Raw genomic sequence first — 13,211 nt, forward strand, 5'->3', positions numbered from 1 at the left:
GGCAGACTCCAAAGGCCATGAACAGCATAGACCCCTCTCGTCCCGCTCGGGTTCAGCCGCCTGTGCCGTGGAAGGCGATGGCGGGTTATGCTGCGAGCCTCCATTGCTCAACCTGGAAGCCCCATGACCGCCCCCCTGATCGTTCGCCCCCGCGCCGAAGATGTCGAAGGCCAGCCGATCCTGCGTCCGCTGCCGTCCGCCCAATGCCGCAGCGTCGGGCCCTTCGTGTTTTTCGACCACATGCTGCAGACCCGCTACCCGGCTGGTACAGGCATGAACATTCGCCAGCATCCCCACATCGGCCTGTCCACCCTCACCTACCTGTTCGAGGGCCAGTTACAGCACAAGGACAGCCTTGGCTCCGACCAGGTGGTGAACGCCGGGGATGTCAGCTGGATGACCGCCGGCAGCGCCATCGCCCATGTCGAACGCACTCCCGCCCCGTTGCTGGCCAGTGGTTTCAGCCTCCACGGCCTGCAAGTCTGGCTGGCTTCGCCCAAGGCCCACGAACAGGGCCCCGGGCACTACAGCCATCATCCGGCGCACAGCCTGCCGGTCAGCGACAACCTGGGTGTGCGCATCCGCATGATCGCCGGCTCGGGTTTCTGCCTGGAGTCGCCAGTGCCGGTGCTGTCACCGACGCTGTATGCCGAACTGAACCTGCAAACCGCGACGACCCTGCTGATCCCCACCGAACATGAGGAGCGGGCACTGTATGTGTTGAGCGGCGAGGCGCTGCTGGACGGCGAGCCGCTGGAGCCCCATGCGCTGGTGATCCTGCCGGCCGGGCAAACAATGACCCTGTTCGCCGACAGCGACTGCCATGCCGTGCTGTTCGGCGGCACGCCGCTGGACGGGCCGCGACGGATGAACTGGAATTTCGTCTCCAGCGACCCGGCCCGCATCGATGAAGCCCGCCGGCGCTGGGCGGCCGGGGACTGGCCGACAGTGCCAGGGGAAAACGAGCGGATCGAGTTGCCCTGAATCCCATGTTGGATGTCAGGCCCCCTTCGCGAGCAAGCCCGCTCCCACAATGATCGAGCTACCCATACCGTGTGGGTAAGCACAGATCCAATGTGGGAGCGGGCTTGCTCGCGAAGGGGCCAGCCTTGACACTAAAAACGTGCCAAGCCGGGCACAACATCAGCCCTTGAACACTTCGTCCAGCAGGTTATGCATCGATCTGAACGCGCGAGCGGCAACCTTGGCGTTGTACATCATCTTACCCGGGACGTTGGCGTGAGGGTCGGTGAACGAATGCACCGCGCCGCCGTAGCTCAGCAGTTGCCAATCCACACCGGCAGCGGTCATTTCGTCTTCGAAGGCCGGCAGTTGCTCTTTCGGCACCAACGGATCGGCCGCGCCGTGCATCACCAGGACCGCGCCCTTGATATTGTGCGCATCCGCCGGGTTAGGCGTATCCAATGAGCCATGGAACGAGACGGCGGCCTTGAGCGGTGCACCGCTGCGGGCCAGTTCCAGGGCGCAGCAGCCACCGAAGCAGAAGCCGAACGCAGCCAGCCTGGACGTGTCGACCTGCGCCTCGCCCTGGCTTTGCAGTTGCTCGAACGCCGCTTGCATGCGCTTGCGCAGCAGGGCGCGATCATTCTTGAGGGGCATCATCGCCGCCCCGGCCTCGTCGGCATTGCCCGGGCGCACCGTCTGCCCATACAGGTCGGCAATCAATACCACGTAGCCATTGGCCGCCACCGACTGGGCGATCTCTTCGGCCCCTGCCCCCACGCCCATCCAATTGGGCGCCATCAACAACCCCGGACGCGAACCCTGTTGGCTGACGTCGAAGGCCAGGCGACCTTCATAGGTTTGGCCTTCGATCTGATAGACCAGCGGACGAACCGTTACCTGACTCATGATCCACTCCTTTCTAAATGGAACACCAGAAATGAAAAAACCCGCCGAAGCGGGTTTTTCCTGCACTGCTTAAGCTGACAACTCAACCAACAGCTTGTTCAGGCGGCGCACATAGGCCGCCGGGTCCTTCAGACTGTCGCCCGCCGCCAGGGCGGCCTGGTCGAACAGGATGTGGGAAAGGTCGCCGAAGCGCTCTTCGCTCTGTTCGTTGTCGAGCTTCTCCACCAGCGGGTGCGCCGGGTTGAATTCGAAGATCGGCTTGGAGTCCGGGACTTTCTGGCCGCTGGCTTCGAGGATCTGGCGCATCTGCAGGCCGAGGTCCTGCTCGCCGATGGCCAGGATCGCCGGGGAGTCGGTCAGGCGGTGCGAGACTCGCACTTCGCTGACGGCATCGCCCAGGGCGGTCTTGATCCGCTCGACTAGGCCCTCCTTGCTCTTGGCGACTTCCTCGGCGGCTTTCTTGTCTTCTTCCGAATCCAGGTTGCCGAGGTCCAGGTCGCCCCGCGCCACGTCCACGAAGCTCTTGCCGTCGAACTCGCTGAGGTAGCTCATCAGCCATTCGTCGATGCGGTCGGTCAGCAGCAGCACTTCGATGCCTTTCTTGCGGAAGACTTCCAGATGCGGGCTGTTCTTGACCTGTGCATAAGTCTCGCCGGTCAGGTAGTAGATCTTGTCCTGCCCTTCCTTGGCGCGAGCCAGGTAATCGGCCAGGCCCACGATCTGCTCGCCGTCGTCACCCTGGGTCGAGGCAAAGCGCAGCAGGCCGGCGATTTTTTCCTTGTTGGCGAAGTCCTCGGCCGGGCCTTCCTTCATCACCTGGCCGAAGTTCTTCCAGAAGCTCTTGTACTGCTCCGGCTCGTTCTTCGCCAGCTTCTCCAGCATGTCCAGGACACGCTTGGTCAGCGCCGACTTCATCGAGTCGATGATCGGATCTTTCTGCAGGATTTCCCGCGAGACGTTCAGCGACAGGTCGTTGGAATCCACCACGCCCTTGATGAAGCGCAGGTACAGCGGCAGGAACGATTCGGCCTGGTCCATCACGAACACACGCTGCACGTACAGCTTCAGGCCGCGTGGCGCTTCGCGCTGGTACAGGTCGAACGGCGCGCGGGCCGGCACGTACAGCAGCGAGTTGTATTCCAACTTGCCTTCGACCTTGTTATGGCTCCAGCTCAGCGGGTTTTCGTAGTCGTGGGCGATGTGCTTGTAGAACTCCTGGTATTCCTCATCCTTCACCTCGGTGCGTGGACGGGTCCACAGGGCACTGGCGCGGTTGACGGTTTCCCACTCCACTTCAGGCTTCTCTTCGCCCTCGGCGGCGGTGACTTCCTTCGGCAGCTCGATGGGCAGCGCGATATGGTCGGAGTACTTCTTGATGATGTTGCGCAGGCGCCAGCCATCGGCGAATTCGTCTTCGCCGGACTTGAGGTGCAGCACGATGCGGGTGCCGCGATCAGCCTTGTCGACGGTGGCGACTTCGAACTCGCCCTCGCCCTTGGACGACCAGTGCACGCCTTCGCTCGCGGCGAGGCCGGCACGGCGGCTGAACACTTCCACGCGATCGGCAACGATGAACGCCGAGTAGAAACCGACGCCGAACTGGCCGATCAGGTGGGAATCCTTCTTCTGGTCGCCCGACAGGTTCTTCATGAAGTCGGCGGTGCCGGACTTGGCGATGGTGCCCAGGTGCGTGATCACCTCTTCGCGGCTCATGCCGATGCCGTTGTCTTCGAGGGTGACGGTCTTGGTGTCCTTGTCGAAGCTCACACGGATTTTCAGTTCGGCGCCACCTTCAAGCAGCTCAGGCTTGGACAGGGCTTCGAAACGTAACTTGTCGACGGCGTCAGAGGCGTTCGAGATCAGCTCGCGAAGGAAAATTTCCTTATTCGAATACAGCGAGTGAATCATCAGGTGCAGCAGTTGCTTCACCTCGGTCTGGAAGCCCAGGGTTTCCTTTTGAGTTTCCACGCTCATGGTCATCAAACTCCAAGTGGATGGTGGTGTCCGCCTCGCTGAGATTGGCGGCGGGATGTCCACAAGGTGGGGGCAACCCGGATGATTTCAAGGGCGATCGGCTTTCCCGGGCTCCTGGATCTTGAAATGCGCCCGAGCGGTGGCGATCGGTTCGGCCTCGACGTCCTGCCAGGCCGTGATCGCGACGTTGGCAACCCGGCGCCCCTGGCGCCAGACCTGGCACCGGGCGTACGTGTCGCGAAACTGGCCGGCGCGCAGGTAATCCAGGGAAAAATCGATGATCTTCGGCACGCTCGGCACGCCGGTGGCGATCAGCAGATGAACGGCCGCCGCCAGCTCCATGAAGCCGGCGATGACCCCACCATGGATCGCCGGGAGTAAAGGGTTACCAATGTTGTCCTGGTTGGCTGGCAGGCGAAACAGCAACCCGTCGCCCTCGCGCGAGCATTCGACGCCAATCAGCTGTGCGTAAGGGATCGAGGCCAGCAGCAGCGCGTAGTCGCCCTGCTCGCAGGCCTGGCGCAGGTGTTCGCGGGTGATCTCGCTCATGGCGTGCCCACCGCGACGGACGGGCTGCGCGGGGGGATGCCCCTGGCATGCTGGCCCAGGCGCATGAACGTGCCCACCACATGGGCGATGGGTTGCTCGGGATCGTCCTGGTAGGCGATTCCACGGGTGAAGATCACATCCGGCGTCACCCGATAGCATTGGGCAAAACCGTAGACGTCCTTGTGGGGTTCGGCGGCGTGCATATAGTCGATGCGCAGGTCCAGGGTCGGGCAAACCTCGAATTGCGGGAGCACGCACAGGGTCGACATGCCGCACGCGGTGTCCATCAGAGACGTCAATGCGCCACCGTGGATGATGCCGGTCAGGGGATTTCCGACGATTCGGGGGCTGAACGGCAGGATCACCGTCAAACCTTCAGGGCTGGCACTGTGGAGTTTCAAACCCAATACCTGGCAATGCCGCAGCGCCGACAAAAAACGTGTCGCACGCTCAAAAACGGGGTCTTCGGCCATGTGATTAATGCTCGGATAAGTGACGAAAGCTGATATCAGCCGTGACCGATAAAGTTCCATTGCACGGCAACGTTATATATCTGTGACAACGCTGGAACTTAATCTCCGGGGCTGTGCTCAAAAGGCCAGTAGTTATTTCCATAAGGAGAAACACCCCATGCGTAAGACTTTAGCTATTGCCTTGATGTTGGCCGCCTCCCTGGGTCTCGCTGCCTGCGATAAAAAATCCGAGGACAAAGCTCAAGATGCCAACCAACACGCTGAGCAAGCTCAGCAAGACATGAACAAAGCACAGGATAAAGTGAACGACGCCGCGAAAGAAAACGCCGAAGCTGCCAAAGATCAGGCCGAAGCGAACAAAGCCGCCGCGCAGGAACAAGCCCCCGCTACAGCGCCTAAAACCAACTGATCCGGTTTTAGCGGCAAAAGAAAACCCGCCTGGTGCGGGTTTTTCTTTGCCTGCCATTCAGCGAACGAAACCGTTATGCCACGTCCTTGAGGACTTCCGGGGCCGGGACTTCAGTCGGCGTATAGACCATGACATCCAGTACATCGGAGTGAAACTCACGCTGATACAGCACAAACACCACGCCCGCACTCATCAACATGAATAACCAGGGGCTGACGAACCAGGCCAACATGGTCATGCCGAAATAATAAGAGCGCAGGCCGAAGTTGAACTGGTTGGCGGCCATCGAAATAACCCGCGCAGCCCGAAGGGCGAAGGCCTTGCGCTCCTGCTCCGACACATGGCGCTCGCCGATCATCGGCGCCGACCCTACCAAAACCGCCGCGAAGTTGTATTGGCGCATGCACCAGCTGAACGTGAAGAACGCATACACGAACACCAGCGCCAGGCACAGCAACTTGACTTCCGCCATGCCCTGGGACGCCTGCTGCACCATCGGCAGGTCCGCCAGCAACGACACCGCTCGGTCAGACGCCCCCAGGACAGTCAGGATGCCGGCGAGGATGATCAACGTGCTGGAGGCGAAGAAGGACGCGTTGCGCTCCAGGTTGCCGATCACGCTGGCATCGGCGATGCGGTTCTCGCGCAGCAGCATGCGGCGCATCCAGTCCTCGCGGTACAAGTGCATCACACTGGCCAGGCACGCGGTGTCGCGGGCCTTCCAGGTGGCATAGCGGGTATAGCCGGCCCAGCAGATGATGAACCAGGCGGCGGCAAGCAGATGGATCAGGTTGGCTTGGATGAATGACATTCGATTTCCTGTGTGTCCAAAAACATGACGTCTAAAGCCAGACGTATCTTGAAATGCCGACCTTGTGGGAGCGAGCTTGCTCGCGATTGCGGTCCATCAGACACATTGATGTTGGCTGATCTGGCGCTATCGCGAGCAAGCTCGCTCCCACAAGGTTGTGTGCAAGCCTTTCGAGACACTGCTTCGACGTTAGCCCACGAAAAAAGACACCGCACACAAAAAAAATGCCCCGTATCGATTGATACGGGGCATTTCGTCATTGGCGCAAGAGCCGGGTCAGGCCAGCGCTTCGCTGCGCTTGCCCAGCAGCCGGTCGCAGACCACGGCCACCGCCAGGGTCATCACCGACGGCACCAGCCAGGCCAGGCCCTGCTCGCTCAGCGGCAGGTGGGCCAGTTGGGCCGGCATCCAGTCCGCCAGCCCGGCGCCCTTGAGGGCGTCGATCAGGCCAAACAGGAACGACACCAGCATCACCGGGCCAACGATGCGCCCTTGCTCGTGCCAGAAGTCCTTGCAGAAGCTCAGCGCCACCAGCGCGATGCACGGCGGGTAGATCGCCGTGAGCACCGGGATCGAGAATGCGATCAGCTTGGTCAGGCCCAAGTTGGACACCAGCAGCGAAAACGCCGCCAGGATCACCACCAGGGTCTTGTAGGACAGTGGCAGGACGCGGCTGAAATACTCGGCACAAGCGCAGGTCAGGCCAACCGCCGTCACCAGGCATGCCAGGGAGATCAGCACCGCGAGGAAACCGCTGCCCAGGCTGCCGAACGTATGTTGCACGTAGGCATGCAGCACCGCCGCACCGTTGGTCGCCCCCGCCGCCACCTCATGGCTGCCCGAACCCAGGCGGAACAGGCTGACGTAGACCAGCGCCAGGCCCACCCCGGCGATCAACCCGGCAATGATGGCATAGCGGGTGATCAGGGCCGGGGACTCGACGCCCCGGGAACGGATCGCGTTGACGATGACGATGCCGAACACCAGCGCACCCAGGGTATCCATGGTCAGGTAGCCATTGATGAAACCTTGGGAAAACGGCGCCGCGACGTACTCGGGAGTCGCCACGCCGATGTCGCCCGCCGGCAAGGCGAACGCGGCGATGCCCAGCACGGCCAGGGCAATGATCTTCAGCGGCGCGAGAAAGCGCCCGACGGTGTCCAGCAGGCGGCCCGGGTAGAGCGAGATGAAGAACACCAGCAGGAAATACACGGCGCTGTAGAGGAACAACGCCAATGGGCTTTCGCCGGTCAGCGGCGCCAGGCCGACTTCGAACGAAACGGTGGCGGTACGCGGCGTGGCGAACAGCGGACCGACGGCCAGGTAGCACACCGCTGCCAGCAAGCCTCCGGCGATCTTGCCGATGGGGCTGCTCAAGGCATCCATCGCGCCACCGACCTTGGCCAGGGCAACGACGGTGATGACCGGCAAGCCGACTGCCGTGATCAGAAAGCCCAGCGCCGCCATCCAGACATGAGGCCCGGACTGCAAACCGACGATAGGTGGGAAGATGATATTGCCAGCCCCGACGAACAGGGCAAATGTCATGAAACCAAGCGCCAGGATATCCTGGCCTTTCAACACTTTCATTTAAGGAAACCACACTACTGAATCGGAATTTAGAGAGGGATTTCCCTTAGGGGTAGAGGGAAATGCTGCCGATCCGCATCAGACCGACCCGTTTAGCGCGTCGCTGCCTTGTGGGCCGCGAGCGCAAAAATGGCTGCTAGCCTAACGAATTTGCCTGACAAACGCACTGTTACGGGGCGAAGTATCCGATACACGACATTTTTGTGTCGCGTTTACGTATCTATTTATCCCACACTGCCTCTCTGGAAAGCAGATGACCTGTGGCGAGGGGATTTATCCCCGCTGGGCTGCGAAGCAGCCCCAACCAGGCAACCGCGTCCCTCCAGACAAATTGCGGTCAATTATTTTGGGGCTGCTTCGCAGCCCAACGGGGATAAATCCCCTCGCCACAAGAAGCCCTACAGCCACAAATACGACGGCCGAAAACGACAAAGGCCACCCGAAGGTGGCCTTTGTTGCTGGAACGAATCAGTCAGCCGAAGCTTACTTCTTCATTTCCCAGCCAGTCAGCTCGGCCAGGGCCTTGCCGATGTCTGCCAGCGAACGCACGGTTTTCACGCCTGCGTCTTGCAGCGCAGCGAATTTCTCGTCTGCAGTGCCTTTGCCGCCAGAGATGATTGCGCCAGCATGGCCCATGCGCTTGCCCGGAGGAGCAGTCACACCAGCGATGTAGGAAACAACCGGCTTGGTCACGTTTGCCTTGATGTAGGCAGCCGCTTCTTCTTCGGCCGAGCCGCCGATCTCACCGATCATGACGATCGCTTCGGTCTTCGGGTCTTCCTGGAACAGCTTCAGGATGTCGATGAAGTTCGAGCCTGGGATCGGGTCACCGCCGATGCCGACGCAAGTCGACTGACCGAAACCGGCGTCAGTGGTCTGCTTGACCGCTTCGTAGGTCAGGGTGCCGGAACGGGAAACGATACCGACCTTGCCTGGCAAGTGAATGTGACCTGGCATGATGCCGATCTTGCATTCGCCTGGAGTGATCACGCCTGGGCAGTTAGGGCCGATCAGGGTGATACCCAGCTCGTCGCACTTGACCTTGGCTTCCAGCATGTCGATGGTCGGGATGCCTTCGGTGATGCAAACGATCAGCTTGATGCCGCCGAACGCTGCTTCAAGGATGGAGTCCTTGCAGAAAGGAGCTGGAACGTAGATCACGCTGGCGGTGGCGCCAGTCGCGGCTACAGCGTCCTTCACGGTGTTGAACACTGGCAGGCCCAGGTGCTCGGTGCCGCCTTTGCCTGGCGTTACGCCGCCAACCATCTTGGTGCCGTATTCGATGGCTTGCTGGGTGTGGAAACTACCTTGCGAACCGGTAATACCCTGGCAGATAACCTTGGTGTCTTTATTGATCAGGACGCTCATTATTTGCCCTCCGCAGCTTTGACAACTTGTTGAGCAGCGTCGGTCAGGCTGGTAGCAGCGATGATGTTCAAACCGCTTTCTGCCAGTACTTTAGCGCCCAGCTCAGCGTTGTTGCCTTCGAGGCGAACAACAACCGGGATTTTCACGCCCACTTCCTTCACGGCGCCGATGATGCCTTCGGCAATCATGTCGCAACGAACGATGCCGCCGAAGATGTTGACCAGTACTGCAGCGACGTTGGTGTCGGACAGGATGATCTTGAACGCTTCGGTTACGCGTTCCTTGGTAGCACCACCGCCTACGTCGAGGAAGTTGGCTGGCTTGCCGCCATGCAGGTTGACGATGTCCATGGTACCCATGGCCAGGCCGGCACCGTTGACCATGCAGCCGATGTTACCTTCCAGGGCCACGTAGTTCAGTTCGAACTTGGCAGCGTGCGCTTCGCGCGGATCGTCCTGGGACGGATCGTGGAAAGTCTTCAGCTTAGGCTGACGGTACATGGCGTTGGCGTCGATGTTGATCTTGGCATCGAGGCAATGCAGGTCGCCGTCAGCCTTGATCACCAGCGGGTTCACTTCCAGCAGCGCCAGGTCGTGGTCCTGGAACAGCTTGGCCAGGCCAACGAAGATCTTGGCGAACTGAGTGACTTGCTTGCCTTCCAGGCCCAGCTGGAAAGCCAGCTCGCGACCCTGGAATGGCTGTGCGCCAACCAGTGGATCGATGGTGGCCTTGAGGATTTTCTCAGGGGTGTCGTGCGCGATCTTCTCGATGTCCACGCCACCTTCGGTGGAGGCCATGAACACGATGCGACGGCTCGAACGGTCAACGACAGCGCCCAGGTACAGCTCTTTAGCGATATCAGTGCACGACTCGACCAGGATCTTGGTGACTGGCTGACCGTTGGCGTCAGTCTGGTAAGTCACCAGACGCTTGCCCAGCCACTGCTGTGCGAAGGCTTTGGCGTCTTCTTTGCTGCGAACCAGCTTGACGCCGCCCGCTTTACCGCGACCACCGGCGTGAACCTGGGCTTTGACAACCCATTCGCTGCCGCCGATTTTGTCGCAAGCTTCTGCTGCCGCTTCCGGGGTGTCTACCGCGTAGCCTGTGGATACTGGCAGGCCGTACTCAGCGAACAGCTGCTTACCCTGATACTCGTGAAGATTCATGCTTATTACCGTCTTCGTTAGGTACTGCGCATTCGGTGCTGCACCATTGAGTGCCGCACCACCTGTGACTGCTGCTTGCGTAGCGTTCCGGTCGCCCGGTTCGGCTACGCAAGACTGCGTCCAGCGGACATTCCGCGGTGAGTCTTGCTCGCAAGGCTCACGACGGGCCGAACCGCCGTGGTTTCTTATTGTTTATTAACGCTTCTTGCGGTTGGCCACGTGGATGGCGCCGCCATTCACGGCCAGGGCCGCTTCGTGCAAGGCTTCGGACAGGGTCGGATGGGAGAAGACCATCATGCCCAGGTCTTCAGCGCTGGTGCCGAATTCCATACCGATCGCGCCTTGCTGTACCAGCTCGGCAGCGCTTGGGCCAATGACGTGAACGCCCAATACGCGGTCCGTCTTGGCATCGGCGATGACTTTCACGAAACCGCCGGTGTCGTTGGCAGCCATGGCACGGCCACTGGCGGCGAACGGGAAGGTGCCGACGTTAACTTCAACGCCTTCGGCTTTCAAGGCCTGCTCGGTTTTACCGACCCATGCGATTTCCGGGTGGGTGTAGATAACCGACGGGATCAGGTCGTAGTTCATCTGGGCCTTGTGGCCCTTGATGCGCTCGACAACCATGATGCCTTCCTCGGACGCCTTGTGCGCCAGCATCATGCCGCGAACCACGTCACCGATGGCGTAGACGCCCGGTACGGTAGTGGCGCAGAAATCGTCAACCTGGATGAAACCACGCTCATCGATTTCAACGCCGCTATCGGCAGCCAGCAGATCGGTGGTCACCGGACGACGGCCGACCGCAACGATCAGTTTGTCGAAAGTGATGGTCTGTTCGCCATTGGCGTCGGTGTAGTTGACAACGACTTCTTCGCCGTTGACTTTCGAACCGGTCACGCGAGCGCCCAGCTTGATGTCCAGGCCTTGCTTGGTCAGGGTCTTCAGCGCTTCCTTGGAGACTGCGGTGTCGGCAGCCATCAGGAAGGTGTCGAGGGCTTCCAGCACGGTCACTTGCGCGCCCAGGCGCGACCATACCGAACCCAGCTCGAGGCCGATCACGCCGGCACCGATGACGCCCAGGCGCTTAGGCACGGACTGGAACTCCAGGGCGCCGGTGGAATCGACGATCACGTTCTGATCGACCGGGGCTGGCGGGATGTCGATCGGGCGCGAGCCCGGTGCCAGGATGACGTTCTCGGCTTCGATGACTTCAACCGAACCGTCTGGCTTGGTCACTTCGACCTTCTTGCCCAGCAGCAGCTTGCCGTGGCCCTGGATCGAGGTTACGCCGTTGGCCTTGAACAGGGTGGCAACACCGCTGGTCAGGTTCTTGACGATGCCAGCCTTGCGGCCAACCATCGCGGCGACGTCCATCTTGACTTCGCCGGTGGAGATGCCGTGGACGTTGAAGCTTTCTTTCGCTTCCTTGTATTTCCAGGAACTGTCCAGCAGCGCCTTGGAAGGAATGCAGCCGACGTTCAGGCAAGTACCGCCGAGGGCCTGTTTGCCCTCCGCGTCGGTGTATTTCTCGATGCAGGCAGTGCTAAGGCCAAGTTGTGCAGCCTTGATGGCCGCTACATAGCCGCCAGGGCCCGCACCAATCACTACCACGTCGAATTTCTGAGTCATGAGTCATTCCTTTTCGAATCAAACCGGACGGCCGCTTGTGGCGACCGTCGTGGGACGAGACCGATTGTTTCAGCAAGAGGCCGGTCGACAGACCGGCCCTCGCGGCGAGATCAGATGTCCAGCAGCAGACGAGCCGGATCTTCAAGCAGGTTCTTGATGGTTACCAGGAAAGTCACGGCTTCTTTACCGTCGATCAGGCGGTGATCGTAGGACAGCGCCAGGTACATCATCGGACGAATCACAACCTGGCCATTGACCGCCATCGGACGCTGGATGATGTTGTGCATACCCAGGATCGCCGCTTGCGGTGGGTTGACGATCGGGGTCGACATCATCGAACCGAATGTACCACCGTTGGTGATGGTGAATGTACCGCCGGTCATCTCGTCGATGGACAGCTTGCCGTCACGGGCCTTCTTGCCGAAGGTGGCGATGCCGCCTTCGATTTCGGCCAGGCTCATCAGCTCGGCGTTACGCAGCACCGGAACCACCAGGCCACGGTCGCTGGAGACCGCGACACCGATGTCGGCATAGCCGTGGTAGACGATGTCGGAACCGTCGATCGACGCGTTGACGGCAGGGAAGCGTTTCAGCGCTTCGGTGGCTGCCTTGACGAAGAACGACATGAAGCCCAGGCGCACGCCGTTGTGGGACTTCTCGAACAGGTCCTTGTACTTCGAACGCAGGGCCATGACTTCGGTCATGTCGACTTCGTTGAAGGTGGTCAGCATGGCCATGTTCGACTGGGCTTCGACCAGGCGCTTGGCCACGGTGGCGCGAACGCGGGTCATCGGTACACGCTTCTCGGTGCGGTCGCCGGCGGCGAAGACAGGCGCAGCGGCGGCCGGAGCGGCAGCCTTGGCCGGAGCAGCAGCCGCTGGAGCGGCTTTCTTCGCGGCAACGGCAGCCACGACGTCTTCCTTGGTCACGCGACCGCCTTTGCCGGTGCCGGCAACGGAAGCGATGTTGATGCCGTTTTCTTCAGCGATCTTGCGGGCAGCCGGCGCAGCGACTGGATCGTCTTCGCCGTCGGCAGCCGGAGCAGCAGCCTGGGCGGCGGCCGGCGCGGCAGCAGCGGCCGGAGCAGCGGCGGCAGCGCCACCTTCAACGATCGAGCCCAGCACTTCGTCGGACAGAACGGTGTCGCCTTCGTTCTTGACGATCTCGCCCAGCACGCCGTCGGCGGTCGCCAGGACTTCCAGCACGACCTTGTCGGTCTCGATGTCGACGATCAGTTCGTCACGCTTGATGGCCTCGCCCGGTTTTTTGTGCCAGGTGGCAACGGTGCCATCGGCAACCGATTCCGGGAAAGTGGGGGCTTTGATCTCGATAGCCATTATCTGTGGTTCCTTAAATTCGGTTTCAGG

General features: G+C 60.9%; 12 protein-coding genes. 2 read left to right on the top strand and 10 right to left on the bottom strand.

Annotated elements, in window-relative coordinates; genetic code table 11:
• Window positions 1-123 precede the first annotated feature (123 nt).
• On the top strand, window positions 124-984 hold the full coding sequence (locus tag KI241_RS19580; RefSeq protein ID WP_047736453.1) for a pirin family protein: 861 nt from the start codon (window positions 124-126) through the stop codon (window positions 982-984).
• A gap of 159 nt (window positions 985-1,143) precedes the next feature.
• Here the strand turns inward: KI241_RS19580 and KI241_RS19585 are convergent, their stop codons facing one another.
• From KI241_RS19585 to KI241_RS19600, 4 genes are all read right to left on the bottom strand, one after another.
• The gene (locus KI241_RS19585) at window positions 1,144-1,872 is read right to left on the bottom strand and encodes a dienelactone hydrolase family protein (RefSeq protein WP_212802898.1); all 729 of its coding nucleotides are present in this window, start codon (window positions 1,870-1,872) and stop codon (window positions 1,144-1,146) included.
• 69 nt (window positions 1,873-1,941) lie between these two features.
• Window positions 1,942-3,846 carry a molecular chaperone HtpG gene (htpG, locus tag KI241_RS19590; RefSeq protein WP_212802899.1) on the bottom strand — a complete coding sequence of 635 codons (1,905 nt, stop codon included), beginning with the start codon at window positions 3,844-3,846 and terminating at the stop codon, window positions 1,942-1,944.
• Between the two features lie 87 nt (window positions 3,847-3,933).
• Entirely contained in the window at window positions 3,934-4,395 is a 462-nt protein-coding gene (locus KI241_RS19595; protein ID WP_042732020.1) for a PaaI family thioesterase, read from the bottom strand.
• Entirely contained in the window at window positions 4,392-4,868 is a 477-nt protein-coding gene (locus KI241_RS19600; RefSeq protein ID WP_042732019.1) for a PaaI family thioesterase, read from the bottom strand. The genes KI241_RS19595 and KI241_RS19600 overlap by 4 nt, the downstream gene beginning before the upstream one ends.
• 157 nt (window positions 4,869-5,025) lie before the next feature.
• Between KI241_RS19600 and KI241_RS19605 the strand changes: the two genes are divergently transcribed.
• Window positions 5,026-5,277, top strand: a complete 252-nt coding sequence (locus KI241_RS19605) for a hypothetical protein (protein ID WP_041024944.1) — start codon at window positions 5,026-5,028, stop codon at window positions 5,275-5,277.
• Between the two features lie 73 nt (window positions 5,278-5,350).
• Here the strand turns inward: KI241_RS19605 and KI241_RS19610 are convergent, their stop codons facing one another.
• The 6 genes from KI241_RS19610 to odhB form a co-directional block, all read right to left on the bottom strand.
• Window positions 5,351-6,088 (bottom strand): DUF599 family protein, encoded by a 738-nt coding sequence (locus KI241_RS19610; RefSeq protein ID WP_042732018.1) that lies wholly within the window; start codon window positions 6,086-6,088, stop codon window positions 5,351-5,353.
• A 276-nt stretch (window positions 6,089-6,364) separates the two neighbouring features.
• Window positions 6,365-7,678 (bottom strand): branched-chain amino acid transport system II carrier protein, encoded by a 1,314-nt coding sequence (gene brnQ / locus KI241_RS19615; protein ID WP_047736455.1) that lies wholly within the window; start codon window positions 7,676-7,678, stop codon window positions 6,365-6,367.
• 483 nt (window positions 7,679-8,161) lie between these two features.
• Complete coding sequence (sucD, locus tag KI241_RS19620; RefSeq protein WP_003179236.1) at window positions 8,162-9,046, bottom strand: succinate--CoA ligase subunit alpha; 885 nt, start codon at window positions 9,044-9,046, stop codon at window positions 8,162-8,164.
• The gene (sucC, locus tag KI241_RS19625) at window positions 9,046-10,212 is read right to left on the bottom strand and encodes an ADP-forming succinate--CoA ligase subunit beta (RefSeq protein WP_003179235.1); all 1,167 of its coding nucleotides are present in this window, start codon (window positions 10,210-10,212) and stop codon (window positions 9,046-9,048) included. Before sucC ends, sucD begins: the two co-directional genes overlap by 1 nt.
• A 195-nt stretch (window positions 10,213-10,407) precedes the next feature.
• Window positions 10,408-11,844, bottom strand: coding sequence for a dihydrolipoyl dehydrogenase (lpdA, locus tag KI241_RS19630; protein ID WP_042731938.1), 1,437 nt, complete (start codon window positions 11,842-11,844; stop codon window positions 10,408-10,410).
• 110 nt (window positions 11,845-11,954) lie between these two features.
• Window positions 11,955-13,181 (bottom strand): 2-oxoglutarate dehydrogenase complex dihydrolipoyllysine-residue succinyltransferase, encoded by a 1,227-nt coding sequence (gene odhB / locus KI241_RS19635; RefSeq protein WP_042731939.1) that lies wholly within the window; start codon window positions 13,179-13,181, stop codon window positions 11,955-11,957.
• Between the last annotated feature and the right edge of the window lie 30 nt (window positions 13,182-13,211).

It is taken from the genome of Pseudomonas sp. Cab53 (assembly GCF_018325965.1).
In the GTDB taxonomy this organism is placed as follows: domain Bacteria; phylum Pseudomonadota; class Gammaproteobacteria; order Pseudomonadales; family Pseudomonadaceae; genus Aquipseudomonas; species Aquipseudomonas chlororaphis_E.